Genomic DNA, 25,142 nt, shown 5'->3' on the forward strand with positions numbered 1-25,142 from the left:
GCGGGAGGACTACCCGCCCGCGACGGCCGGCAGGATGGTCACCGAGTCGCCGTCGGAGACCGCGGTGTCCAGCCCGCCGGAGAAGCGCACGTCCTCGTCGTTGACGTAGACGTTCACGAAGCGGTGCAGTTTCTCGCCGTCGACGATGCGCTCGGTGATGCCGGAGTAGTTGGCTTCGAGGTCGTCGATGACGGCCTTGAGCGTGTCACCGGAGGCGCTGACGCGCTTCTGTCCGCCGGTGTGGTTGCGCAGGATGGTCGGGATCGACACGGTCACGGACATACGAGGGGGCCTTTCTTCACGGGTACTGCTCGACGATCTCGACGGGTTCCTCGGTGACGATCCCGTCCACGATGCGGTAGCTGCGCAGCTCGTGGTCCTCGGGATCGCGGGTCGAGATCAGGACGTAGTGAGCATCGGGTTCGGCGGCGATCGAGACGTCGGTGCGGCTCGGGTACGCCTCGGTGGCGGTGTGGGAGTGATAGACGACGACCGGCACCTCGTCGGCCGCCTCCATCTCCCGGTACACCCGCAACTGCTCCATGGAGTCGAACTGGTAGAAGGTCGGCGACCGCTCGGCGTTGAGCATCTGAACGAACCGCTCGGGACGGTCGGTGCCCTCGGGGCCGGCGATGAGACCGCACGCCTCGTCGGGGTGATCGGCGCGAGCGTGCGCCACCATGGCATCGACGAGATCACGACGGATCCTCAGCACCGTCCTACCTTCCTGCATTTAGCCTGCACCTAACCTGCACCGTCGACGCCTGCACCGTTCACGCCTGCACCGCCGACCCGGAACGCTCCGGGCAACATGCCACGATAGGTGGGTATTCCGGCGACCGTCGTGGCGGTGAGCACGCCCACCACGACCGCACGGGCCAGGCAGTCGGCCGCGGCGGCGCCGATCACCGCGGTCAGCGTGGTCTCGGGGGACATGGCGGCGGGGGTGTCCGCGGCGAAGGTGGCGGGCTCGACCTCGATGGCTCCGGTCGCCAGGGCGAACACCGAGTCGCCGTCGAGCGGGGTGTGCACCGGGCGGATGGTCCGCGCCAACCCGTCCTGCGCCGCCACCGCGACCCGCCGGGTGGCCGCCGGGCTCAGCAACGCATCGGTCGCGACGACGGCGATGGTGGTGTTGAGCGGCGACAGCTCGGCGTCGCGCGCCGCGAAGGCCTCGACCTCCTCGGCGGGGGGTGGGACGAGCCCGAACTCTGCGGCGTACTCGGCCATCCACGGCAGGCCGGTCCGCGGGTCGAACGCGTTGCCGGCGGCGTTCACCACCACCAGTGCGCCGACGGTCACCCCGATCTCGGGCAGGAACGTCGACGCCGTTCCGACGCCGCCCTTGAGCACTCCGGCGCGCGCACCGACCCCGGCGCCGACGGTGCCGACCGCGACCTCGGTGCCGGCGGACTCGGCCGCCAGGCGCCCGAACTCGGCGTCCGGACGGCACTGCCAACCGCCCACCGGGAGATCGAAGATCACCGCCGCCGGCACGATGGGCACCACTCCCCCGTCCATCGCGACGCCGCGCTGCCGCGCCTCCAGCCACTGCATGACGCCGTCGGCGGCGGCCAGGCCGTACGCGCTGCCGCCGGTCAGCACCACCGCGTCGACGTAGCGCACGCTGTTGGACGGATCGAGCAGGTCGGTCTCGCGGGTCCCGGGCGCGCCACCGCGCACGTCCACCGCGCCGACCGTGCCGGGCGGGGTGAGCACCACCGTGGTGCCGCTCGCCCACCCCGTCCCGAGCGTCGCGTCCGGGTCCAGGCGGTGGTGCTGACCGACGAGGATGCCTGCCACGTCGGTGATCGAGCCGCCGCTCATCGGTGCTCTCGGCTCTTCGCGCAAGCGCTCATCGGTGCGAATTCATGAGCCCCAGCACCAGATACTCCTGCAGCACCGTCAGCCACTGGTACACGTCGAGGTGGCCCGCCATGGGGTGCTCCGGCGGCAACCGGTCCGGACCGTCGGGACCGATCTCGAGCATGGTCCCCAGCGCCAGCCGCACGTCGTTGACCGCGGCCGCCCAGCAGTGCGCGTCGTCCTCGCTCAGGTCGAACTTCCCGCCGGACGCCGGCAGCGTGTCCAGGAGACGTTGCGCCGCTTGCCTCTTCGCGTCGATGATCTCCGGCTCGTGCAGGCTGCGCAGCGCCGCGTTCAAACTCTCCGCGGTCCCCGAACCCGCGGGATGCTCGCGCGCGGGCCGGTAGAAGTCCGGCAGCAACCGCCGCATCGTATCGTCCTCGGGCGGTGTCGAATTGCCCGTCCGCATGCCGGTCAGCTCCTCCAATTCGTCTCGCGGCGAATCGGATTCGCGATCGGCGAGCATGTCGAGCAGCGAAGTGACGAGGTTGCGCAGCAGCGCGGCCTCGTGCGCCGCCAGCGCCGACCGGTAGCGGGCACCGTCAGCCGTCTCGACCCGCTTCCACTTGCGCACCCCGTGAGTCCCCGAGCCTCAGCGATCCTGCTGCATCGACGCCCACAGGCCGGCCGCGTGGAGCTTGGACACGTCGACCTCCATCGACTCGCGCGTGCCGGACGAGACCACGGCCTTCCCCTCCTCGTGCACCTGCAACATCAGCTTGGTGGCGTGCGGCTCGCTGTAGCCGAACAGCTTCTGGAAGACGTAGGTCACGTACGACATCAGGTTCACCGGATCGTCCCAGACGATGGTCACCCAGGGCTTGTCGGTGCCCTCCACCGTCTCGACGGCACGCTCCTCGCTGGTACCCGGACGGGTCCGCGCTGGGGTGACCATGTCGCCAAGCTTAGCGAGTCGTCACAGCCGCTACGGTTGGGCGTGTGAGCGCGGCGCTGCTGACCGACAAGTACGAGTTGACCATGCTGGCTGCGGCCCTGCGCAACGGCACGGCGCACCGGCGGACGACGTTCGAGTTGTTCGCCCGGCGGCTGCCCGACGGACGCCGCTACGGCGTGGTGGCCGGCACCGGCCGGCTCGTCGAGACGCTCGCCGACTTCACCTTCGACGCGGCGGCCCTGGACCTGGTCGGAGGATTCCTCGACGCCGACACGCTGGCCTACCTCGCCGACTACCGCTTCTCCGGCGACGTGGACGGCTACCCCGAGGGCGAGCTGTACTTCCCCGGCTCTCCGGTGCTCTCGGTGCACGGCACCTTCGCCGAATGCGTGATCCTCGAGACGCTCGCCCTGTCGATCTTCAACCACGACTCGGCGATCGCGTCGGCCGCGGCGCGCATGGTCAGCGCCGCCGAGGGCAGGCCGCTCATCGAGATGGGCTCGCGGCGCACCCACGAGCAGGCGGCGGTGGCCGCCGCCCGCGCCGCCTATCTCGCGGGCTTCGCGGGGTCGTCGAACCTCGCGGCCGAACAGCGCTACGGCGTGCCGACCCTCGGCACCAGCGCGCACGCCTTCACGCTGCTGCACGCCTCCGCCGACGGACCGGACGAGAAGGCCGCCTTCGCCGCTCAGGTCGAGGCGCTGGGCGTGGGCACCACCCTGCTGGTGGACACCTACGACATCACGACCGGCGTGGCCAACGCCATCGCGGTCGCCGGCACCGGCCTCGGCGCGGTCCGCATCGACTCCGGCGAGCTGGGCGTGCTGGTGCGCCAGGTCCGCGACCAACTCGACGGGCTGGGCGCCACCGGCACGAAGATCGTCGTCTCCAGCGACCTCGACGAATTCGCCATCGCCGCGCTGCGCGCCGAACCCGTGGACAGCTACGGCGTCGGCACGTCGGTGGTGACCGGCTCCGGCGCGCCGACCGCCGGCATGGTCTACAAGCTGGTCGAGGTCGACGGCATCGGCGTCGCCAAGCGCAGCAGCCACAAGGAGTCGCACGGCGGGCGCAAGCGCGCCACCCGCCTGGCCAAGGAGTCCGGCACCATCGTCGAGGAGATCGTGCACCCCGCCGACGTCGAGCCCGAGACGCCGCCGGGCCTGGTCGCGCGCACCCTGACCGTCCCGCTGGTCCGCGGCGGCCGACCCGTCGCCGACCCCGATCTGGCCTCGGTCAGGTCGCGGGTCGCGGCAGGGCTGGGCAGCCTGCCGTGGGACGGGCTCAAGCTGTCCCGCGGCGAGGCCGCCGTCCCGACGCGCATGGTGGCGCCCACCGCCGGACGCCGCTGACGCCGTGCCGGAGGGTCCCCGCGTCCGCCAGCTGCTGGACACCGCCGTCGCCGCACTCGGCGGCGCGGAACGCAGCGGTCAGGTGCAGATGGCCGAAGCCGTCGAGCACGCCTTGGCCAGCGGCGAGCACCTCGCCGTGCAGGCCGGCACCGGTACCGGCAAGTCGCTGGCCTACCTGGTGCCCGCCATCGCGCACGCCGTCGAGGCGAATCACCCGGTCGTGGTGTCGACCGCCACCATCGCGCTGCAGCGCCAGCTCGTCGACCGCGACCTGCCGCGGCTCGTCGACGCGCTGGCCCCCGCCCTACCCCGCCGGCCCGACTTCGCCCTGCTCAAGGGGCGCGGAAACTATTTGTGCCTGAACAAGGTTCACGGTGGCGGCGCCGACGAACCCGACGACCGGCCGCAGGAGGAACTGTTCGACGCCGTCGCGTCGACCACGTTGGGGCGCGACGTCAAGCGTCTCACCGACTGGGCGTCGGACACCGAGACCGGTGACCGCGACGAGCTGGTCCCCGGAGTCGCCGACCGGTCCTGGCGACAGGTCAGCGTGTCCGCACGCGAGTGCGTCGGCGCGACGCGCTGCACCTACGGCCAGGACTGCTTCGCCGAGAAGGCGCGCGCCACCGCAGGCCGCGCCGACGTCGTGGTCACCAACCACGCGCTGCTGGCCATCGACGCGATCTCCGACGTCAACGTGCTGCCCGAGCACGACATGCTGGTCGTCGACGAGGCCCACGACCTGGTGGACCGCGTGACCAGCGTCGCCACCGCGGAGCTGTCGGCCACGGGACTCGGTGTGGCACATCGCCGTTCGGCACGGCTGGTCGATCCCGAGCTGGCGCAACGGCTGGAGGCCGCCATCGCCACGTTCTCCTCCGCGCTGCACGAGGCCACGCCGGGGCGGATGGACGTCCTCGGCGAGGAGTTGGCGACCGACCTGACCGTGCTGCGCGACGCGGCCGACAAGGTGCGCGTCGCCATCGACACCTCCCCGGCCGACCCCAAGGCCGCCGCGGCCCGCAACGAGGCGGTCACCGCACTCGTCGAGGTCAGCGACACCGCCAATCGGGTCCTCGACTCGTTCGGCCCCGCCATTCCCGACCGCACCGAGGTGGTGTGGCTCGACCACGAAGAAGCCCGGGGAACCACCGGCGCCCGCGCCGTCCTGCGCGTGGCACCGCTCTCGGTGGCCGGCCTGTTGCGCGGCCGCGTCTTCGACCAGTCGACGGTGATCCTCACCTCCGCGACGCTGACGGTCGGTGGCACGTTCGACGCGATGGCGCGGTCCTGGGGACTGAAGTTCGGCGAGGACGACCCGGGCTCCCCGTGGCGCGGCCTCGACGTGGGATCGCCGTTCTCGCATGCCACTTCGGGGATCCTGTACGTGGCCGCCCACCTGCCGCCGCCGGGCCGCGACGGCGCCGGGTCGGCCGAGCAGCTCGACGAGATCGCCGGGCTGATCGGCGCCGCGGGTGGCCGCACGCTGGGTCTGTTCTCGTCGATGCGGGCTGCCCGGGCGACGGCCGAGGTCATGCGCGACCGGCTCGAGACGCCGGTGCTGTGCCAGGGCGAGGACACCACCGCGGCGCTGGTGCGGCGGTTCGCCGCCGACGAGGAGACCTCCCTGTTCGGCACGCTGTCGCTGTGGCAAGGCGTGGACGTGCCCGGTCCGTCGCTGTCGCTGGTCCTCATCGACCGCATCCCGTTCCCGCGGCCCGACGATCCCCTGCTCACCGCGCGGCAGCGGGCGATCGCCGCTCGCGGCGGCAACGGCTTCATGGCGGTGGCCGCGAGCCATGCCGCCCTGCTGCTCGCCCAGGGCGCCGGCCGGCTGTTGCGCGACGTCGACGACCGCGGCGTGATCGCGGTGCTCGACTCGCGCATGGCCACCGCGCGCTACGCCGGCTTCCTGCGGGCGTCCCTGCCGCCGTACTGGGCCACCACGGACGGCGCCCGGGTGCGCGCCGCACTGGAACGCTTGCGGAAGGGCTGACGAGCGCCGGTCGGCCCCGCTCCCGCGGATCGCTCGCCGGGCCGCGTCGGGTTCTCTATCCTGTGCGCCAGACACGTGCCCCGGGAGGCGCGTGACGGTGCGGAAGGCGGCGCTCGTGGCTCGACGGCACCTGTCGTGTCTCGTGATCGCCGCGGCTACTCTGCTCGCCGGGTGTGCGACCACCACCGTGACCGGTCACGCCGTCTCGGTGTTCAACGATCCCTTCCGCGTCGCCGGCCTGCCCGCCACCGACGGACCCACCGGCCTGCGCGACGACGCGCCACCTCCGGACCGCGAGGTGCTCGGCACCGACGGCAGCGCGATCGACGACCTCGGCGCCCAGGCGATCAGCGACATCGAACGGTTCTGGTCGGACGCCTACCCCGATGCCTTCGGTGGCACGTTCACCCCGGTCGAGGAGGTGCACTCCTGGGACAGCGCCGGCATCGACGGCGTGTTCTGCGGCTCGAACACCTACGGCCTGGTCAACGCCGGCTACTGCTTCGACGACCACCAGATCGGCTGGGACCGCGGCGAATTGCTGCCCGCCCTGCAGCGCGCCAACGGCGACATGGCGGTCTCCATGGTGCTGGCCCACGAGTACGGCCACGCCGTGCAGCACCAGGCCGAGCTGGTCACCCCGGACACCCCCACTCTCGTCGGCGAGCAGCAGGCCGACTGCCTGGCCGGCGCCTACGTCCGGTGGGTCGCCGAGGGCAACTCCTCGCGGTTCACGGTGAGCACCGCCGACGGGTTGAACAACCTGCTGGCCGCCATGATCGCCTTCCGCGACCCGCTCCTGGACGAGAGCGACCCCGAGGCGGGCTCCGACGAGCACGGCTCGGCATTCGAACGGGTGTCGGCGTTCCAGTTCGGCTTCAGCGACGGACCGTCGTCGTGCGCGGCGATCGACGAGCGCGAGATCGACCAGCGCCGCGGTGACCTTCCGGTGCTGCTGCCCGCCGACGAGACCGGCGAACTCCCCGTGACCGAGGACTCGGTGCGGTCGGTGGTCGACGCCATGGGCATCCTCTTCCACCCGGCACGCCCACCGGCACTGACCTTCGCGGCGCACGACTGTGCCGACGCCCGCATGCACCCGCCGGCCTCCTACTGCCCGGCCGACAACACGATCGTCGTCGACCTCCCCGAACTCGAGGCGGTCGGCACGCCGTCGGACGCCGACGACGGCGGTGGTCTCGCCAGCGGTGACAACACCGCCTACTCGATCCTGGTGTCGCGCTACATGCAGGCGATCCAGCACGAGCGCGGCGGCACCGGACATCCCGTCGCCCTCGACACCGCCGAGGCGGCGTTGCGCACCGCGTGCCTGACCGGGGTGGCGACGGTCGAGATGACCGAGGCCATCACCACGACCAACGGGGACACCATCGCCCTGACCGCCGGCGACGTCGACGAGGCGGTGTCGGGCATCCTCGTCAACGGACTGGTGGCCAGCGACGTCAATGGTGACTCGGTGCCGTCGGGCTTCTCCCGCATCGACGCGTTCCGGGTCGGCGTCCTCGGTGACGCGGACCGCTGCTTCGCGCGCTTCGACTAGCGACGCAGCGCGCCGTCTCAGTGCAGGACAAGTCTCAGTGCAAGGCGAGGTCTCAGTGCAGGGCGAGGTCCCGCAGCCCGGCCCGGCCCGCCACCCCGGCCTTGGCGCTCGCGCGGTAGACGTGGCTCTCGACCGTCCGCACCGACAGGCACATGGTGTCCGCGATCTCACGGTTCGACATACCGCGGGCGACCAGGACCACGATCTCGCGCTCCCGGTTCGTGAACGGTGCGGCGAAGTCGGCGCTGACGAGCGCGGGACTGGTCGCACCGCCACAGTCCGAGGCCAGGCGCCGCGCGCGGGCCGCGGCCGTGATGGCGCTGCCCGCCCGGCCGGCTCGGCGGTGCGACGTCGCGGACTGGGCGGCCGCGTCGGCGGCGGCCAGGCGGTCGCCCATCGCCTCCCAGTGCTTCGAGGCGGTGTCGAGGCCATGCGCGTCATCGGCGCCCAGCGCGGCGGCGTACCGCGCGGCGGCGGTGGCGCGCGCCGTGCCCAGTTGCGCCGCGAGTTCGGTCAGCCGCTCGAGGGCACCGGCGTGGTCGAACTGCACCGCAGTCTGCAGGCACCACACCTCACGCGCCCACTGCTGATGATCGCGGGCGCAGTCGGCGGCCGCGAGTGTCAGGGTGCGCGCGTCGCCGAAGCGCGCCCCGGCGGCGGCGATCCAGGCCTCGGCCAGCAATTCCGACGAGCCGTAGTAGTCGTACGCCGGGTGGTGCAGCGCGCGGGCCGCCTCGACGGCGCGCGCCGCGGCGTCGAGATCGCCGACCCGGGCCAGTGCCTGTGCCCGGAGGTAGTGGAAGCGGGAAAAGCTGTTGACGCTCAGGAATCCCCGACCGATCCAGTCCTGGGGATCGAAGTGGTCGGGGAGGTGGTGCAGGGCCGCACGGAGATCGCCGCCGGCGAGGTGGGCCGCCCCGAGGATCTGCGCGGCGACGTCTCGCATCGCCGGCAGCCGGCCGAGCCGGCTGCGGTGGAAGCTCTCGGCCACGTCGAGGGCTTCGGCGACGCGTCCCGAGGCCGCCAGACCGCTCGCGAGCACCTCGGTGACGGGGCCGCGCAGGTGCGCCCCGTCCTCGTGGGAATTCAGCACCGCCAACGACCGCGTGGCGGCGGCGACCACCCGATCCGGTTGTCCGAGTTCGCCATAGGCCATGCAGCGGGCGAGGCACGCCATGGTGGTCCCCTGCGAACCGAGGACGCGGTCGTCGACGTCGGCGAGCGTGTCGAGCACCGCGACGGTGCGCCCCGCCAGGGCGAGCTGGATCGACCGGAACACCAGCAGCTGGTGGCGTCGCTCGCCGCGCTCGGTCAGCAGCGCCTCGTCGACGATGCGTGTCGCCTCGTCGGGGGCGCGCATCGTCCACAGCGCGTTCATGGCGCGCATGACCACGTCGTTGACGTAGCCGGACCCGGCGTCGCCCACCAGCGGCGCCTTCGCGAGCGCCGCGTCGACGGAGTCTCCCTCGCTCATCATGAACAGCGACAGCGCGCGCGACACCTGCGCCTGGGCTCCCATCCCGGCGTCCGCGGCGGCGGCGAACAGCCGCTCGGCGACGTCGAAGTCGAGCAGCGCGTTGGCCGCCCTCGCCGCCGAGAGCATCAGCTCGGGCTCGGGAGCGAGGTCGGAATCAAGCCACAGCAGTGCGCGTTCGACGAGTCTCGCGGCGCTGCCACCGTCGGCCATCGCCATGGCAACACGGCCTCGCAACCGTCGCAGTCGAGTCGATCCGCAACGCGCCCTTCGTATCTCGGCGAACAGCGGATGCCCCACGAACACGTCGTCGCCGGACACGCGAATCAGGCCACGCTGCTCGGCCTCCTCCATGGCGTCCTGCTCGACGAGCTGCACGAGGCAGCGCCAGTCGACCGGTTCGGCGACGGCGATGACGTCGATGACGTCGCGCACCGCGTCCCGCAGCGCGCCGACCTGCGTCTCGACGAGTTCGGCCAGGGACCCGGAGACGGCGACGTCGCCGTGCCACCGCAGCGCACCGTCGGTGTCGACCAGGCGTCCGGCAGCGGCCTCCTGTTCGGCCAGGCGACGGACGAACAGCATGTTGCCCTGCGTCAGGTCCCAGAACCGCCGACTGCAGCGGTCATCGGGTGGCGATTCGAAGGCCGCCGCGAGCACCGCGGCGACCTGCCGGGGCGCCATCACCTCGACGTCGCGCCACGCGACTCCGCGGTCCTTCCACAACGTGCTCACCGCGTCGGGCACCGGTTCTCCGGTCCGGACGGTCAGCACGACCTTCGCGGCTCGGGCGTCGACCAGGTGGTGCACGACGAGCGCCGAGAGATCGTCGAGCAGGTGGGCGTCGTCGACGACCACCAGCACGCGGCCCGGTGCCGCGCCGGCGATGACCGCCTCGCCCACGTGCCGCACCAGGGCGGCGGGGGTACCGCCTGCGTCGTCGATCCACTGCGCACACGCACCCAGTGGCACGGTTCTACCGGTCGCGGTCGCGGCGATGGTCCGGACGCTCCACCCGGCGGCAGCGGCACGCTCGGCCGCCTCGCGGGCGATCCGGGACTTGCCGACGCCGGCCTTTCCTGCCAGCGCGACGCCGTGTGCGTCCCGGTCGTCGAGCAGCGCCATGACCTCGGCCATGTCCTCGTCGCGCCCGATCATCGGCCAGTGCTGCGGCATAGCCGAAGGATAGGGCCGACGCGGCGCGGTCAGCAGCCCGAACGACGTGCGGTCACACCATCTTGGTCTCGCCGTAGTACGCCAGGATGGCGTCCGACATCTTGGTCGACCGGGTGAGGAACGCGTACGACCGGATGAAGGACTGGCCGACGCAGCCGTCGATCTTCACGTGGAAGTTGCTGATCATCACCCACGGCGTCGCGCCCTCGAACTCCTTCTTGGTCACCGGGACGATGTTGACGATGCCGGGTTTCAACCCCACGGCGACGCCGCCGGTGACCGGCGTGGTGAGCACCGGCACGAGGCCGTCCAGCGCCGGCGACGCCAGGTCCACGCCGGCGAGCCCGACCGACGGCGACGCACCGACCGTGCCGGTCAGCGTCACGCCGTTCGACGTGCTCATGTCGATGCCACAGCCGATCTGGTAGCCCACCTCGATGGTCCCGGCGGGGATCTCGCCGACGTCCGGTGGGCCGGCGAGCGTCCCGTCGAAGATCCCACCGACGACGTACTCGCGCGATGACAGGGCGGTGGTCAGCGGCGCATTCGCGATCTGCGTCTCGTCGCGCGCACCGAGTGTCAGGGTCCAACCGTCGGGGGTGACGGTGGTCTGCGGCGGGGGTGACGGCACCCGGGCGACGCCGTGCTCGACGGGCGCGCCCGCGGTGGGCGGATCGGCGGGATCCGGTTCGGCGACGGCCGTCGGCACGGTCACGAACGCGATCGACGTGGCCAGGACGACGACGCGGCCGGCGAAACCGATGATCACGGTGGGCTCCTCGACGACCGTCTCGTTCGCTCCGCACGTCGCGGCTCGGTCCATCGGGGAAGATACCGCGCGAAAAGGCCTCCGCTACCGGGCGTTGCGAAATCGTGTCACACGACCGGTCACCCGACGGGCAGCCGCACCAGGTAGCCGGCCTCGAGCGCGACCCACAGCGCGCCGTCCTCGGCGACCGCCATGCCGTGCGGTTCGCTGCCCGCGGGCAGGTCGATCGTCGCGACCTCCCCGTCGGCGCTCACCCGTGCGATCTGGTCGGCCTCCCACAGGCTCACCCACACGCCGCCGGTGGGGTCGGCCACCACGGCGTGCGGCCTGCCGGGCAGGTCGAGTTCCTGGATGGCCTCGTCCATCGGGATGCGGCCGACCTTGTCCGCCCGGACCTCGGTGAACCACACGGCGTCGTCGTGGGTCGCCGCGATGCCGACCGGCCCGGCGCCGCGCGTGGGCAGCTCGCGCGTCGTCAACGCACCCGAGGTGTCCATCCGGCCGATCGCGTCGGCCTGGTTCATGGTGAACCACAGTGCGCCGTCCGGACCGGCCGTGATCATCGACGGCATCCCGCCGACGGGCCACTCGCGCACGGTGCCGTCGGACTCGACGCGGCCCACCGTGCCGGCGGCCACCCCGAGACCCACCCCGGAGCCCATGGTGGTGAACCACGGTGCGCCGTCGGGACCGACCGTGATGCCGAACGGAGCACTGCCCGAACGCAAGTGGAGCACCGACTGCTCACCGGTGGTGGTGATGCGCCCGATGCCGTCGTCGCCGGCGCGGGTGAACCACAGCGCGCCGTCACGGCCCGCGGTGATGATCGACGGCTTGGCATCGACGCCCACCGGGTGACGCTCGACGTCGCCGATGGACGACACCCGGGCGATGGCGCCGCCGTGCACCAGCGTCACCCACATCGCGCCGTCCGGTCCCGCCGCCACGGCGTAGGGGCCGCCGTCGAGGGGCACCTCCAGGATGCGGCTCACGCCAGGGTGACCAGTCCGAGTTCGTTGGTCGACGCCAGCAGCGGATGCGACGGCAGCACCCGGACGGTGTAGCCCACCGGTCCGGCGATCGGCAGCGGCGTCGTGGTCGAGAACAGCTCGCTGCCACCCTCGCCGGTGCCGGTGTGCGCCATCCGCACGGTGGTCGGCTCCACCAGCGCGTCGGCCGCGTCGACGCGGCCGACGACGGCCTCGACGACCACCTCGTCGGGGCCGAGACCGGCGAGGTGCACGGTGGCGGTCAGCGTCAGCTCGGAGCCCAGCAGCGGCGTGTCCGGCAGGCCGTAGCTGTCGACGTCGCTGATCCGGATGTCCGGCCAGGCCCGCTCGGCGCGCCTGCGGTACTCGGCCAGTCCCCGGGCCGCCCCGAACGGCACGCCGTCGACCGCCTCGATCGTGCGGTGCAGTGACTGCGCGGCCGGCGCGTAGTACTTCTCGGTGTAGTCGCGCACCATCCGCGACGCCAGCACCTTGGGCCCCAGCGCCTGCAGCGTGTGGCGCACCATCTCGACCCACCGCTGCGGCACGCCGTGTTCGTCGCGCTCGTAGAACCGGGGCGTCACGGCCTTGGCGACCAGGTCGTAGAGCGCCGCGGCCTCCAGGTCGTCGCGCCGTGACTCGTCGGCCAGGCCGTCGGCGGTCGGGATCTCCCAGCCGTTGTCGCCGTCGTACCACTCGTCCCACCAGCCGTCGCGGATCGAGAGGTTCAGCCCGCCGTTCAGCGCGCTCTTCATGCCCGAGGTGCCGCACGCCTCCAGCGGCCGCAGCGGGTTGTTGAGCCAGACGTCGCAGCCCCAGTACAGCAGCCGGGCCATCGACATGTCGTAATCCGGCAGGAACGCGATGCGGTGCCGCACCTCGGGCCGGTCGGCGAACCGCACCACCTGCTGGATCAGCGCCTTGCCGCCGTCGTCGGCGGGGTGCGACTTGCCCGCGACGATGAGCTGCACCGGGCGTTGCTCGTCGAGGAGCAGCCGCTCGAGGCGCTCCGGATCGCGCAGCATCAGCGTCAGCCGCTTGTAGGTCGGGACCCGGCGGGCGAAGCCGATGGTCAACACGTCCGGGTCGAAGGCCGTGGCGATCCACCCCAGTTCGGCTTCCGACGCGCCGCGCTCGAGCCACGACCGGCGCAGCCGGCCGCGCACGTCCTCGATGAGCAGTCCGCGCAGTTGCGAGCGGATCCACCACAGGTGGCCCGGGTCGACCTGCTGCAGCCGCTGCCAGGTGTCCGGCTCGCTTAGCGAACCGAGGTCGTCACTGCCGATGAGTTCGCGGCCCAGCTGCACCCACTGCGGCGCCGCCCAGGTGGGGGCGTGCACGCCGTTGGTGATGGAGCCGATCGGCACCTCCTCGGTGTCGAAGCCCTGCCACAGCGCGTTGAACATGCCGCGACTGACGCGGCCGTGCAGCAGCGACACCCCGTTGGCGCGCTGGGCGAGCCGCAGCCCCATGTGCGCCATGTTGAACTTCGACGGGTCGTCCTCGGCGCCGAAGGCCACGATGCGGTCCAGCGGCACACCGGGCAGCAGCGGCGCGTCGGAACCCGTCGGGTCGCCGGTGGGGCTGCCGAAGTACCGCTCGACCAGCGACACGGGGAAGCGGTCGATGCCCGCCGGGACCGGGGTGTGGGTGGTGAACACCGTCGAGGACCGGACCACCGCCAGGGCGGTATCGAAGTCGAGCCCGCCGTCGGTGACCAGTTCGCGGATGCGCTCCACGCCGAGGAAGCCGGCGTGGCCCTCGTTCATGTGGAAGACCTGCGGCTCGGGCCTGCCCTCCACCGCCGTGAAGGCGCGGATGGCCCGTACGCCGCCGATGCCGGCGAGGATCTCCTGCTTGATGCGGTGCTCCTGGTCGCCGCCGTACAGGCGGTCGGTGACCCCGCGCAGGTCGTGCTCGGTCTCCGGGATGTCGGAATCCAACAGCAGCAACGGGATTCGACCCACCTGCGCGATCCACACCCGGGCGTTCAGCACACCGTCACCGGGCAGCTCGACGCTCACCAGCACCGGGTCGCCGGACTGGTCGGTGAGCAGCCGCAGCGGCAGCCCCTGCGGATCCAGCGACGGGTAGTTCTCGTGCTGCCAGCCGTCGGCGGTCAGCGACTGCCGGAAGTAGCCGGAGCGGTAGTACAGCCCGACGGCGATCAGCGGCAGCCCCAGGTCGGACGCCGACTTGAGGTGGTCACCGGCGAGGATGCCGAGACCGCCGGAGTAGTTGGGCAGCACCTCGGCGACGCCGAATTCCATGGAGAAGTAGGCGATGCCCGACGGCATGGCCTCGCCGGCCGCGGCGCGCTCCTGGTACCACATCGGCCGGGCGAGATAGTCGTCGAGATCGGCCGCGAGGTGGTCGAGCCGGTGCAGGAACTCGTCGTCGACCGCCAGTGCGTCGAGACGCTTCGGGCTGATCGCGCCCAGCAGCGCCACCGGGTCGGCGCCCACCCGCTGCCACAGCCCGGGGTCGATGCTCGCGAACAGGTCCTGGGTGGGTTTGTCCCACGACCAGCGCAGGTTGACCGAGAGGCGTTCCAGGGCGGCGAGCCGCTCGGGGAGGTGAGCACGGACGGTGAACCGGCGAAGTGCTTTCACGCCGCTTCACCTTACTGACTCTCGCCCGTCTGGGAGGAGGGGTCGGCGAGCTGCACTGCGGCCAGGCGTGCCCGCCGATCATCTCCGCGCACGGTGTTCGGCCGGACACTACGGTGGGTATAGAGCGCGACGAGGCTGAAACGAGACAGACGACTACTGCGCGGCCGCTGGGGCCGCGGTCGACGTGAGGAGCTGGTTGGTGGCCGGTCGTATCGGAATCGACGACGTCGCGCCCGTGGTCTCGGGTGGACGTTATCCGGCGAAGGCAGTGGTGGGCGAGGTGGTTCCGGTCCGGGCCACGGTGTGGCGGGAGGGCCACGACGCGGTCGCCGCCACCTTGGTGGTCCGCTACCACGGGTCGACGCCCCCGCGGCTCGCCGAGGCGCCCCCGGGTCTGCCGGCCGCCGAGGTGCAGGCGGTGCCGATCGAGGAGGTCGTGACGCCGGCGCCGAAGATCAAGCCGCAGCAGCTGGCGATGGCGCCCGGCCGGGAGCCCGACTCGTTCCACGGCCAGTTCGTGCCCGACGCCGTGGGCCTATGGACCTACCGCGTCGACGGTTGGGGCGACCCGCTGAGCACCTGGCGCAAGAACGTCACGGCCAAGCTCGACGCCGGTCAAGGCGAGTCGGAGCTGGACAACGACCTGATCGTGGGCGCCCAGCTGCTCGAGCGTGCCGCGACCGGCGTCGCGCGTCAGGACCGCTATCCCCTCATCGATGCGGCCGCGCGATTGCGCGAGCCCGGTGATCCCTTCCACCGGGCCGGCGGCGCACTGGCTCCGGAGGTCACCGCGCTGCTGGAGCGGTATCCGCTGCGCGAACTCGTCACCCGCGGCGAGACGTACGGGGTCTGGGTGGACCGGCCCCTGGCCCGGTTCAGTTCGTGGTACGAATTCTTCCCGCGGTCGACGGGCGGCTGGGACGCCGAGGGCAACCCGGTGCACGGCACCTTCGCCACGGCCGCCAAGGCGCTGCCCCGGGTGGCGCGGATGGGCTTCGACATCGTCTACCTCCCGCCGATCCACCCGATCGGCAAGGTGCACCGCAAGGGACGCAACAACAGCGTGACCGCGGGACCGAAGGACGTCGGCTCGCCGTGGGCGATCGGCAGCAAGAAGGGTGGCCACGACGCGATCCACCCGAAGCTGGGCACGATCTCCGACTTCGACGACTTCGTCGCCGCCGCCCGCGCCGAGAACCTGGACGTGGCGATCGACCTCGCGCTGCAATGCGCGCCGGACCACCCGTGGGCCAAGGACCACCCCGAGTGGTTCACCGTGCTGCCCGACGGCACCATCGCCTACGCGGAGAACCCGCCGAAGAAGTACCAGGACATCTATCCGCTGAACTTCGACAACGACCCGGCGGGGCTGTACGCCGAGGTGCTGCGGGTGGTGAAGTACTGGATCTCGCACGGCGTCAAGGTGTTTCGCGTCGACAACCCGCATACCAAGCCACCGAACTTCTGGGCGTGGCTCATCGAGGAGGCCAAGCGGGAGGATCCCGACGTCCTGTTCCTCTCCGAGGCGTTCACCCGCCCTGCGCGGCTGTTCGGCCTGGCAAAGCTCGGGTTCACGCAGTCCTACACCTACTTCACCTGGCGCACCGCCAAGTGGGAACTGATCGAGTTCGGCGAGCAGATCGCCGAGCACGCCGACTACGCCCGGCAGAGCCTGTGGCCCAACACCCCGGACATCCTGCACGAGTCGCTGCAGCACGGCGGCCCCGGCATGTTCGCGATCCGCGCGGTCATGGCGGCGACCATGAGCCCGACCTGGGGCATGTACTCCGGCTTCGAGCTGTTCGAGGGTCAGGCCGTCCGCGAGGGCAGCGAGGAGTACCTCGACTCGGAGAAGTACGAGTTGCGGCCACGCGACTTCGACGCGGCGCTGGCGCGCGGCGAGTCACTCGAACCGTTCATCACGCGACTCAACGAGATTCGCCGTACCCACCCCGCCCTCGCCGAGCAGCGCACGATCAAGTTCCACAGCATCGACAACGACGCCCTGCTGGCCTACAGCAAGTTCGATCCGGTCACCGGCGACTGCGTGCTGGTGGTCGTGACGCTCAACGCGTTCGGGCCCGAGGAGGCCACCCTCTGGTTGGACATGGCCGCGTTGGGTATGGAGGACTGGGACCGGTTCTGGGTGCGCGACGAGATCACCGGTGACGAATACCAGTGGGGACAGGCCAACTACGTGCGCATCGACCCGGCCCGGGCGGTCGCGCACGTGATCAACATGCCGTCCATCCCCGAGGACAAGCGGCTCAACCTGCTGCGGAGGGAGTGACCACATGACCCGCACGAACACGATCACCAGCCAGTACCTTCGACCCGACGCCGCCGACCTCGGCCGGCTGCTGGCGGGCGAACACCACGATCCCCACGCCATCCTCGGTGCGCACGAGTACGGCGATCACACCGTGATTCGCGTGCTGCGCCCGAACGCGGCCGAGGTCGCCGCCGTCATCGGCGGCGAGCGCTACCCGTTCGGCCACGTCGAGGACGCGCTGTTCGCGGTCGCGGTGCCCTTCACCGGCCTCATCGACTACCGCCTCGAGGTCGGCTACCCCACGGGCGACGGCGGGGTGAGCACCCACATCGTCGCCGACCCGTACCGCTTCCTGCCGACCCTCGGTGAGATCGACCTGCACCTGTTCGGCGAGGGGCGCCACGAGCGGCTGTGGGACGTGCTCGGCGCACACCCGCACAGCTACGACACTCCGGACGGCCGGGTCGACGGCGTCTCGTTCGCGGTGTGGGCGCCGAATGCCAAGGGCGTCACGCTGATCGGCGAATTCAACCACTGGAGCGGCAACGACGCGCCGATGCGCAGCCTGGGCTCGTCGGGCGTCTGGGAGGTCTTCTGGCCGGACTTCCCCACCAACGCGCTGTACAAGTTCCGCGTGCACGGCGCCGACGGGTCGGTCACCGACCGTGCCGACCCCATGGCGTTCGCGGCCGAAGTGCCACCGCACACCGCGTCGCGCGTGCACGTCAGTGACTACGCGTGGGGCGACGACGACTGGATGGCGCAGCGCGCGCTGAAGAACCCGGTGTTCGAGCCGATGAGCACCCTCGAGGTGCACCTGCCGTCGTGGCGTCCGGGACTGAGCTACCGCGAACTGGCCACCGAACTCACCGAGTACGTGCTCGAGCAGGGGTTCACGCACGTGGAGATGCTGCCCGTCGCGGCGCATCCGTTCGGCGGCTCCTGGGGCTATCAGGTGACGTCGTACTACGCGCCGATGCCGCGGCTCGGCTCCCCCGACGACCTGCGCTACCTCATCGACACGCTGCACCAGGCCGGCATCGGCGTCATCGTCGACTGGGTGCCCGCGCACTTTCCGAAGGACGCGTGGGCCCTCGGACGCTTCGACGGCACCCCGCTCTACGAGCACTCCGATCCGCGCCGCGGGGAGCAACTCGACTGGGGCACCTACGTCTTCGACTTCGGCCGTGCCGAGGTGCGCAACTTCCTGGTGGCCAATGCCCTGTACTGGCTGCAGGAGTTCCACGTCGACGGACTGCGCGTCGATGCCGTGGCGTCGATGCTCTACCTCGACTACTCCCGGCCCGCGGACGGTTGGACGCCGAACATCCACGGCGGGCGCGAGAACCTCGAGGCCGTGCAGTTCCTGCAGGAGATGAACGCGACGGTGCACAAGGTGACGCCGGGCATCGTCACCGTCGCCGAGGAGTCCACGTCCTGGCCGGGTGTCACGCGCCCGACGAGCCTTGGCGGCCTTGGCTTCTCGATGAAGTGGAACATGGGCTGGATGAACGACACGCTGGAGTTCGTCAAGCGCGACCCGATTCACCGCAGCTTCCACCACGGCGAGATCACGTTTTCGATGATCTACGCGTTCAGCGAGAACTTCGTCCTGCCGATCAGCCACGACGAGGTGGTGCACGGCAAGGGCACGCTGTGGGGCCGCATGCCCGGCGACGATCACCGCAAGGCGGCCGGACTACGTGGACTGCTGGCCTACCAGTGGGCACACCCGGGCAAGCAGCTGCTGTTCATGGGGCAGGAGTTCGGCCAGCGCGCCGAATGGTCGGAGGAACGCGGCGTCGACTGGTATCAGCTCGACGAACAGAGCTTCTCCACCGGCATCCAACGGATGGTGCGCGACATGAACGGCGTCTACCAGAGCCGCCGCGCCCTGTGGTCACGGGACACCAGCCACGAGGGCTACTCCTGGATCGACGCGAACGACTCGGCCAACAACGTGCTGAGCTTCCTGCGCTTCGGCGACGACGGCTCCACCCTGGCGTGCGTGTTCAACTTCTCCGGCGCGGAGCACAGCCACTACCGGCTGGGTCTGCCGCACGCGGGGACGTGGCGCGAGGTGCTGAACACCGACGCCGACGCCTACCACGGCAGCGGCATCGGCAACTATGGCGCCGTCGAGGCCACCGACGAGCCGTGGCACGGCCGTCCGGCGTCCGCGGTGATGGTGCTGCCGCCGCTCGCGGCGCTGTGGTTCGAGCCCGTCACCCCGGACCTGCCGAGCGAGCAGGTGCTCGAACTGCCGGGCGCCTAGCCCGCGGTCAGTACAGCGCGTTGGCCAGCTTGCGCCGGCCGGCGATCACGTCCGGATCGGCCGGGTCGAAGAGGTCGAACAACTCGATGAGCCGCGTGCGGACCCGGGTGCGCTCGTCGCCGGCGGTGCGCTTCACCAGGCCGGTGAGCCGGTCGAATGCGGCCTCGAGCTTCCACTGCCGCACTTCGACGTCGGCGGCGGCGAACGCCGCGTCGACGTCGTCCGGCGCGGCGTCGGCACGGGCCACGGCGTCATCGGGATGGGTGCTCGCGCGCTGCTCGAACTCGAGGCGGCGCACGGCGCCCTTGGCCTCCGGGTCGTTCGGTCGGGCCGCCAGGATCGCCTGGTAGGCGGTCAGCGCGGCGTCGAGGTCACCGGCGTCCAGGTGCGCGCGGGCCGCGGCGGTCTCCGGATCGACGGTCTCCTCTTCCTCGCCGGAGCCCGACAGCTTGCCCGCGGTGGCCTCGAGCAGCGAGTCCACCCAGCGGCGGAGCTGATCGGCCGGCTGCGACCCCTGGAAGCTCGACAGCGGCTGCCCGGCCGCGAGCGCCACCACGGTGGGCACGCCCTGCACGCCGAACGCCTGCGCCACCTGGGGGGCCACGTCGACGTTCACGGTGGCCAGCGACCACGTGCCGCCGTCCTGGGCCGCCAGCGCCGCCAGGGTGTCGCCGAGCTGCACACTCGACGGACTGCGCGGCGTCCAGAGCAGAACCACCACGGGCACCTGATTGGACCGGGCGAGGACCTCGGACTCGAAGTTGGCCTCGGTCACCTCGACGCCGGCGGCACCCGCCGACGACGGCGTGGCGCCGCCGCCGCTGGGCGGCGGGGGCTGCTTGAGGGCCGAGAGGTCAACCGCTCCTGCCAACGCAGGGCCGATGGGGCGTGGTCGCGTCACGCCACCAATTTCATCACGCCGGTCAGGGCGCCGTCGGCGAGGCTGCGGTCGGAGCGGGCGGGCCGATGCGGTTGCCCCGGTCCGCCCACATGACGAAGATCACGCTGCCGAGGGGCACGATGCTGCCCAGCAACGCCAGGATCCACGTCCCGACGCTCCACTTCCGGGCGATGCCGACGAGGACGGCCGCCACGACGAAGCCGATGAAGATGCCGCCGTGGATGGGGCCGAACACCTTGACCCCGACCTCGGTCTGCGGGGATCCGAGGTACTTGAAGTACATCCCGATCAGTAGGCCGACCCAGCTGAACGCCTCGGCGATCGCGATCATCCGGAACCAGCCCGCAGCGCTGCGGACGTCGTAGTTCTGTGCCATGGCGCCATTGTGCCGCACCCGGCGCACAGCTACTACGCAGTGTCGTTGACGGGCGTCCGGCAACGTCGCCCCACGCCGGCCGTGATCAGGGCCGGCGCAGGATCAGTGCGTCGCCCTGGCCGCCGGCACCGCACAGCGCCGCCACGGCGTAGCGACCACCGGTGCGCTTGAGTTCCAGGGCGGCGTGCAGCGCCACGCGGGCACCGGACATCCCGATGGGGTGACCGATGGCGATGGCACCGCCGTTGGCGTTCACCTTGGCCGGGTCGACACCGAGTTCCTTCGTCGACGCCAGCGCCACCGCGGCGAAGGCCTCATTGAGTTCGATGACGTCGAGGTCGTCGACGCCGATGCCCTCCTTGGCGACCGCCTTCTTGACCGCGTTCGCCGGCTGGGACTGCAGCGTGGAGTCCGGGCCGGCGACGACGCCGTGCGCGCCGATCTCGACCAGCCACTCCAGGCCCAGCTCCTCGGCCTTCGCCTTGCTCATGACCACGACGGCGCACGCGCCGTCGGAGATCTGCGACGCCGAGCCGGCGGTGATGGTGCCGTCCTTGCGGAACGCGGGCCGCAGGCCGGCCAGCGAGTCCGCCGTGGTGTTCGCCCGGATGCCCTCGTCCTCGGCGAACTCGATCGCGTCACCCTTGCGCTGCGGGATGCTGACGGGCACCACCTCGTCAGCGAACAGCCCGTCCTTCCACGCGGCGGCCGCGCGCTGGTGCGACCCCGCGGCGTACTCGTCCTGCTCGGCGCGGCTGAACTGGTCGACGTCGTTGCGCTGCTCGGTGAGCGCGCCCATGGGCTGATCGGTGAACACGTCGTGCAGGCCGTCGTAGGCCATGTGGTCGAGCACCGTCACGTCGCCGTACTTGTACCCCGAGCGGCTGTCCATCAACAGGTGCGGCGCCTTGCTCATCGACTCCTGGCCGCCGGCCACCACGACCTCGAACTCGCCGGCGCGGATGAGTTGGTCGGCCAACGCGATGGCGTCGATCCCCGACAGGCACATCTTGTTGATCGTCAGGGCGGGGACGTCCCACGGGATCCCGGCGGCCACCGCGGCTTGGCGGGCCGGCATCTGTCCGGCTCCGGCCGTCAGGACCTGGCCCATGATCACGTAGTCGACCGCCGACGCCTCGACGCCGGCCTTGGCCAGCGCCGCCTTGATGGCAAAGCCGCCGAGGTCGCTGCCGGAGAAGTCCTTCAGCGAACCCATCAGCTTGCCCACCGGGGTGCGCGCCCCAGCAACGATCACCGACGTGGTCTTTCCCGACGTCATTCCCAACCTCCACGGATGTTTGACTAGACACTGGAACGGGAACTGTGTGGCCTATCACACATTCCACGAACGTTCATCAGAAGGTTACCGTTAGCCCATGACGACCGAGCACGTAGATGCCCGTCCGGCACTCGCCAGCGCACTCGTGACGGCGATCGACCACGTCGGCATCGCGGTCCGCGACCTCGACGCCGCGATCAAGTGGTACCACGACTACCTGGGCATGATCGTGCTGCACGAAGAGGTGAACGACGACCAGGGCATCCGCGAGGCCATGCTCTCGGTGCGCGGCGCCCCCAAGGGCAGCGCGCAGGTTCAGCTGATGGCGCCGATCGACGACTCGTCGACTATCGCCAAGTTCCTCGACAAGCGGGGCCCGGGCCTGCAGCAGTTCGCCTACCGGGTGAGCGACATCGAGGCGCTGACCGATCGTTTGCGCGAGGCCGGCGTGCGCCTGATCTACGACGCGCCGCGGCGCGGCACGGCAAACTCCCGAATCAACTTCATCCACCCCAAGGACGCCGGCGGCGTGCTGGTGGAGCTGGTCGAGCCTGCGGCCGACGCGGACCACTGACCCGCTGGGACCACCGACCCGCTAGACCACCGACCCGCTAGGACCACTTCCTGGTCGGACCGCGGTTCATCCGGTGGGTCCAGCACGGACCGTGCCAGTGCCTGCGGTCCTCGACGGCGGACTCACCGGCCTCCGCCCGCCACACCACGACGTGCGCCACGCCCGGCCGGACCTCCTGGTCGCATCCCGGGCACCGGTACGTCTTCGTCGCGCGACTGCCCGCGATGGAGCGCACGTGGTAGTCGTAACCGTCGGGTCCAGACTCCACGCGTTGGGCATCGAGCCGCGGCGCCGAGGGCCGCACCGTCCGGGGTGTGGGCCGACGCCTGGGCATGTTCTGCAGTGTAGGCGGTCAGAACAGCCGGAACTCGTTGCTGTCCAGCCCCCGCATGGCGTCGTAATCCAGTGTCACGCAGCGGATTCCACGGTCCATGGCCAGCGTGCGGGCCTGCGGCTTGATCTGCTGGGCGGCGAAGACGCCGCTCACCGGAGCCAACAGGCTGTCCCGGTTCATCAACTCGAGATAGCGGGTGAGCTGCTCGACGCCGTCGATCTCCCCGCGCCGCTTGATCTCCACGGCCACCGAGCGGCCGACCTCGTCGCGGCACAGCAGATCGACCGGGCCGATCGCCGTCATGTACTCCCGACGCACCAGGGTGTAGCCGACGCCGAGCAGCTCGACGTGCTCGGCGAGCAGCTCCTGCAGGTGCGCCTCCACGCCGTCCTTCACCAGACCGGGGTCGACGCCCAGCTCGTGGGTCGAGTCGTGCTCGACGTCCTCGACGGTGATGCGCAACTGCTCACCGGCCTTGTTCTCCACCACCCAGACGAGCGCGTCGCCGTTCTCCGCGACCACCCAGCACGGCGGACTCATCCAGTTCAGCGGCTTGTACGCCCGATCATCGGCGTGCACGCTGACCGAGCCGTCGGCCTTGAACAACAGCAGCCGGCGGGCAGAGGGAAGATGGGCGGTGAGCCTGCCGACGTAGTCGACGGTGCACTGAGCGATGACGAGCCGCACCGAACCACCATAGATGGGCGGTCGGTGATCACTAGGCTGACGCCCGATGACCGACGCCGCGCGCAGTGACGACACCGAGACCAACGCCGCCAGCACGGCGCGACGGCTCGGCCGGGTGCTCGCCCGCCTGACCCGGCAGACGAGCCACGGTCCCACCACCCCGGAGTACGGGTCGTGGATCCTCGGCCGGGTCTCGGAGAGCCAACGGCGCCGCCGGGTGCGCATCCAGGCGATCCTCACCACGTTCGTGGTGTGCGCCAACCTCATCGGCATCGGCGTCGCGATCCTCGTCGTCACCGTCACGTTCCCGTCGCCCAGCGTGTTCGACCCGGACGTCCGCTGGATCACGTTCGCGGTGTCGCCGGCGTACATCGGCTCGGCGTTGATCGTCGGCGTCGTCTGGGCGACCAACCGCGTCATCCGCAACGTCCGGTGGGCCATCGCCGAACGCGAACCGACGCCCAAGGAGCAACGCAGCACGTTCCTCGCGCCGTGGCGGCTGACGCGCGTGCTGCTGGTGCTGTGGTCGGGCGGCACGGTGCTGCTGACCCTGCTCTACGGCCTGCAGAACACCGACTACATCCCGAAGACGTTGCTGGGCATCAGCTTTCCGGCGATCGTGGTCTCCGCGAGCTGCTACCTGTTCACCGAGTTCGCGCTGCGCCCCGTCGCCGCGCAGGCACTCGAGGTCGGTCCCCCGCCGCGCCGGTTCGCTCCGGGCATCCTGGGCCGGACCCTGACGGTGTGGGCGCTGGGCTCCGGCGTCCCCGTGCTCGGCATCCTGCTCGCCGCGATCATCACGCTGACCCTGGAGATCGTGTCGCCCACCCAATTCGCCGTCGCGGTCATGATCCTGGCGCTGTTCGCGCTGATCTTCGGCTTCATCCTGATGTGGATCCTGTCCTGGCTCACCGCCACCCCGGTCCGGGTGGTGCGCGCGGCGCTCAACCGCGTCGAGCAGGGCGACCTCGACACCAACCTGGTGGTCTTCGACGGCACCGAACTCGGCCAGCTGCAGCGCGGCTTCAACAAGATGGTCACGGGACTGCGCGAACGCGAACGGGTGCGCGACCTGTTCGGCAGGCACGTCGGCCGCGAGGTGGCGCTGCTCGCCGAGCAGGAGCGCCCGAAGCTCGGCGGCGAGGAGCGGCACGCCGCGGTGATCTTCGTCGACATCATCGGGTCGACCCAGCTGGTGACCAGCCGGCGCGCGGTCGAGGTGGTGGAACTGCTCAACCGCTTCTTCGCCGTCATCGTCGACGAGGTCGACCGGCACCACGGCCTGGTGAACAAGTTCGAGGGCGACGCGGTGCTGGCAGTCTTCGGCGCGCCGGTGTCGTTGGACAACGCCGAGGAGGAGGCGCTCGCCGCGGCGCGCGCGATGGCCCGTCGGCTGCGCGACGAGGTGCCCGAGTGCCAGGCCGGCATCGGCGTCGCCGCCGGACAGGTCGTCGCCGGCAACGTGGGCGCCAAGGAGCGCTTCGAGTACACCGTCATCGGCGCCCCGGTCAACGAGGCTGCCCGGCTGTGCGAGCTGTCCAAGGAGATCGGCGGCCACCTGGTCGCCTCGGCCGACACGGTGCGCGGTGCGGGCGACGAGGAGAGCGCCCACTGGGAATTGGGCAAGAGCGTGACACTGCGAGGTCACGATGAGGCCACGACCCTCGCCACGCCGGTGCGCAGCGCCGTGCCCGATTGACGCTGGCGTTAGCGTCAGGCCGTTCACGGTGACGACCCGGCCTCCGGCGGGTCCG

Annotated in this window: 21 protein-coding genes; 7 read left to right on the plus strand and 14 right to left on the minus strand. The window is 71.1% G+C overall.

Annotated features, from left to right (window positions below; genetic code table 11):
- Positions 1-9: 9 nt before the first annotated feature.
- The 5 genes from FZ046_RS24915 to clpS are packed head-to-tail and all read right to left on the minus strand — an operon-like array spanning position 10 to position 2,761.
- Complete coding sequence (locus tag FZ046_RS24915) at positions 10-282, minus strand: MoaD/ThiS family protein (RefSeq protein ID WP_070351886.1); 273 nt, start codon at positions 280-282, stop codon at positions 10-12.
- A 16-nt stretch (positions 283-298) separates the two neighbouring features.
- Complete coding sequence (locus tag FZ046_RS24920) at positions 299-715, minus strand: M67 family metallopeptidase (RefSeq protein ID WP_070351924.1); 417 nt, start codon at positions 713-715, stop codon at positions 299-301.
- Positions 716-744: 29 nt separating this feature from the next.
- Positions 745-1,827, minus strand: a complete 1,083-nt coding sequence (locus FZ046_RS24925) for a P1 family peptidase (protein ID WP_070351887.1) — start codon at positions 1,825-1,827, stop codon at positions 745-747.
- A gap of 28 nt (positions 1,828-1,855) precedes the next feature.
- Positions 1,856-2,440 carry an oxidative stress transcriptional regulator AosR gene (gene aosR, locus FZ046_RS24930; RefSeq protein WP_149484338.1) on the minus strand — a complete coding sequence of 195 codons (585 nt, stop codon included), beginning with the start codon at positions 2,438-2,440 and terminating at the stop codon, positions 1,856-1,858.
- Positions 2,441-2,458: 18 nt separating this feature from the next.
- Positions 2,459-2,761: an ATP-dependent Clp protease adapter ClpS gene (gene clpS / locus FZ046_RS24935; protein WP_070351889.1), complete on the minus strand. Its 303-nt coding sequence runs from the start codon at positions 2,759-2,761 to the stop codon at positions 2,459-2,461.
- A 44-nt stretch (positions 2,762-2,805) separates the two neighbouring features.
- Between clpS and FZ046_RS24940 the strand changes: the two genes are divergently transcribed.
- The 3 genes from FZ046_RS24940 (at position 2,806) to FZ046_RS24950 (ending at position 7,670) form a co-directional block, all read left to right on the plus strand.
- Positions 2,806-4,113 (plus strand): nicotinate phosphoribosyltransferase, encoded by a 1,308-nt coding sequence (locus tag FZ046_RS24940; RefSeq protein WP_070351890.1) that lies wholly within the window; start codon positions 2,806-2,808, stop codon positions 4,111-4,113.
- Positions 4,114-4,117: 4 nt separating this feature from the next.
- Positions 4,118-6,109 carry an ATP-dependent DNA helicase gene (locus FZ046_RS24945; protein ID WP_070351891.1) on the plus strand — a complete coding sequence of 664 codons (1,992 nt, stop codon included), beginning with the start codon at positions 4,118-4,120 and terminating at the stop codon, positions 6,107-6,109.
- A gap of 115 nt (positions 6,110-6,224) precedes the next feature.
- Positions 6,225-7,670, plus strand: coding sequence for a neutral zinc metallopeptidase (locus tag FZ046_RS24950; RefSeq protein WP_099045833.1), 1,446 nt, complete (start codon positions 6,225-6,227; stop codon positions 7,668-7,670).
- 52 nt (positions 7,671-7,722) lie between these two features.
- Here FZ046_RS24950 and FZ046_RS24955 read toward each other — a convergent pair whose 3' ends face one another.
- The 4 genes from FZ046_RS24955 to glgP form a co-directional block, all read right to left on the minus strand.
- A complete protein-coding gene (locus FZ046_RS24955) occupies positions 7,723-10,320 on the minus strand; it encodes a helix-turn-helix transcriptional regulator (protein WP_070351893.1) in 2,598 nt (865 codons plus the stop codon).
- A gap of 52 nt (positions 10,321-10,372) precedes the next feature.
- Entirely contained in the window at positions 10,373-11,089 is a 717-nt protein-coding gene (locus FZ046_RS24960; RefSeq protein ID WP_407664434.1) for an MspA family porin, read from the minus strand.
- Positions 11,090-11,208: 119 nt separating this feature from the next.
- The gene (locus FZ046_RS24965) at positions 11,209-12,081 is read right to left on the minus strand and encodes a Vgb family protein (protein ID WP_070351894.1); all 873 of its coding nucleotides are present in this window, start codon (positions 12,079-12,081) and stop codon (positions 11,209-11,211) included.
- Positions 12,078-14,690 carry an alpha-glucan family phosphorylase gene (gene glgP / locus FZ046_RS24970; protein ID WP_070351895.1) on the minus strand — a complete coding sequence of 871 codons (2,613 nt, stop codon included), beginning with the start codon at positions 14,688-14,690 and terminating at the stop codon, positions 12,078-12,080. The genes FZ046_RS24965 and glgP overlap by 4 nt, the downstream gene beginning before the upstream one ends.
- A gap of 199 nt (positions 14,691-14,889) precedes the next feature.
- Here glgP and FZ046_RS24975 point away from each other — a divergent pair, with 199 nt between their 5' ends.
- Positions 14,890-16,980 carry an alpha-1,4-glucan--maltose-1-phosphate maltosyltransferase gene (locus FZ046_RS24975; RefSeq protein WP_099045830.1) on the plus strand — a complete coding sequence of 697 codons (2,091 nt, stop codon included), beginning with the start codon at positions 14,890-14,892 and terminating at the stop codon, positions 16,978-16,980.
- A 4-nt stretch (positions 16,981-16,984) separates the two neighbouring features.
- Entirely contained in the window at positions 16,985-19,237 is a 2,253-nt protein-coding gene (glgB, locus tag FZ046_RS24980; RefSeq protein WP_070351897.1) for a 1,4-alpha-glucan branching protein GlgB, read from the plus strand.
- A gap of 7 nt (positions 19,238-19,244) precedes the next feature.
- Here the strand turns inward: glgB and FZ046_RS24985 are convergent, their stop codons facing one another.
- From FZ046_RS24985 to FZ046_RS24995, 3 genes are all read right to left on the minus strand, one after another.
- Entirely contained in the window at positions 19,245-20,138 is an 894-nt protein-coding gene (locus FZ046_RS24985; protein WP_070351898.1) for a tetratricopeptide repeat protein, read from the minus strand.
- 22 nt (positions 20,139-20,160) lie between these two features.
- Entirely contained in the window at positions 20,161-20,514 is a 354-nt protein-coding gene (locus FZ046_RS24990; RefSeq protein ID WP_070351926.1) for a DUF3817 domain-containing protein, read from the minus strand.
- An 85-nt stretch (positions 20,515-20,599) separates the two neighbouring features.
- On the minus strand, positions 20,600-21,793 hold the full coding sequence (locus tag FZ046_RS24995) for an acetyl-CoA C-acetyltransferase (protein WP_070351899.1): 1,194 nt from the start codon (positions 21,791-21,793) through the stop codon (positions 20,600-20,602).
- A gap of 97 nt (positions 21,794-21,890) precedes the next feature.
- On the opposite strand from FZ046_RS24995, the gene mce reads away from it, so the two are divergent.
- Complete coding sequence (mce, locus tag FZ046_RS25000) at positions 21,891-22,367, plus strand: methylmalonyl-CoA epimerase (RefSeq protein ID WP_070351900.1); 477 nt, start codon at positions 21,891-21,893, stop codon at positions 22,365-22,367.
- A gap of 37 nt (positions 22,368-22,404) precedes the next feature.
- Here mce and FZ046_RS25005 read toward each other — a convergent pair whose 3' ends face one another.
- Positions 22,405-22,701 (minus strand): Rv1322 family protein, encoded by a 297-nt coding sequence (locus FZ046_RS25005; RefSeq protein WP_070351901.1) that lies wholly within the window; start codon positions 22,699-22,701, stop codon positions 22,405-22,407.
- Positions 22,702-22,719: 18 nt separating this feature from the next.
- A complete protein-coding gene (gene nucS, locus FZ046_RS25010) occupies positions 22,720-23,388 on the minus strand; it encodes an endonuclease NucS (protein WP_070351902.1) in 669 nt (222 codons plus the stop codon).
- 46 nt (positions 23,389-23,434) lie between these two features.
- Here nucS and FZ046_RS25015 point away from each other — a divergent pair, with 46 nt between their 5' ends.
- The gene (locus tag FZ046_RS25015; RefSeq protein WP_070351903.1) at positions 23,435-25,087 is read left to right on the plus strand and encodes an adenylate/guanylate cyclase domain-containing protein; all 1,653 of its coding nucleotides are present in this window, start codon (positions 23,435-23,437) and stop codon (positions 25,085-25,087) included.
- Positions 25,088-25,142: the final 55 nt, after the last annotated feature.

The sequence above is a fragment of the Mycolicibacterium grossiae genome, assembly GCF_008329645.1.
Lineage (GTDB): Bacteria > Actinomycetota > Actinomycetes > Mycobacteriales > Mycobacteriaceae > Mycobacterium > Mycobacterium grossiae.

What these genes read in the sequence shown, in the direction of transcription:
- glgB (WP_070351897.1), top strand. Translation starts at nt 16,985, where the DNA reads ATGACCCGCACGAACACGATCACCAGCCAGTACCTTCGACCCGACGCC.
- clpS (WP_070351889.1), bottom strand. Translation starts at nt 2,761, where the DNA reads ATGGTCACCCCAGCGCGGACCCGTCCGGGTACCAGCGAGGAGCGTGCC.
- FZ046_RS24925 (WP_070351887.1), bottom strand. Translation starts at nt 1,827, where the DNA reads ATGAGCGGCGGCTCGATCACCGACGTGGCAGGCATCCTCGTCGGTCAG.
- FZ046_RS25015 (WP_070351903.1), top strand. Translation starts at nt 23,435, where the DNA reads ATGACCGACGCCGCGCGCAGTGACGACACCGAGACCAACGCCGCCAGC.
- FZ046_RS24955 (WP_070351893.1), bottom strand. Translation starts at nt 10,320, where the DNA reads ATGCCGCAGCACTGGCCGATGATCGGGCGCGACGAGGACATGGCCGAG.
- FZ046_RS24995 (WP_070351899.1), bottom strand. Translation starts at nt 21,793, where the DNA reads ATGACGTCGGGAAAGACCACGTCGGTGATCGTTGCTGGGGCGCGCACC.
- FZ046_RS24990 (WP_070351926.1), bottom strand. Translation starts at nt 20,514, where the DNA reads ATGGCACAGAACTACGACGTCCGCAGCGCTGCGGGCTGGTTCCGGATG.
- mce (WP_070351900.1), top strand. Translation starts at nt 21,891, where the DNA reads ATGACGACCGAGCACGTAGATGCCCGTCCGGCACTCGCCAGCGCACTC.
- FZ046_RS25005 (WP_070351901.1), bottom strand. Translation starts at nt 22,701, where the DNA reads ATGCCCAGGCGTCGGCCCACACCCCGGACGGTGCGGCCCTCGGCGCCG.
- FZ046_RS24915 (WP_070351886.1), bottom strand. Translation starts at nt 282, where the DNA reads ATGTCCGTGACCGTGTCGATCCCGACCATCCTGCGCAACCACACCGGC.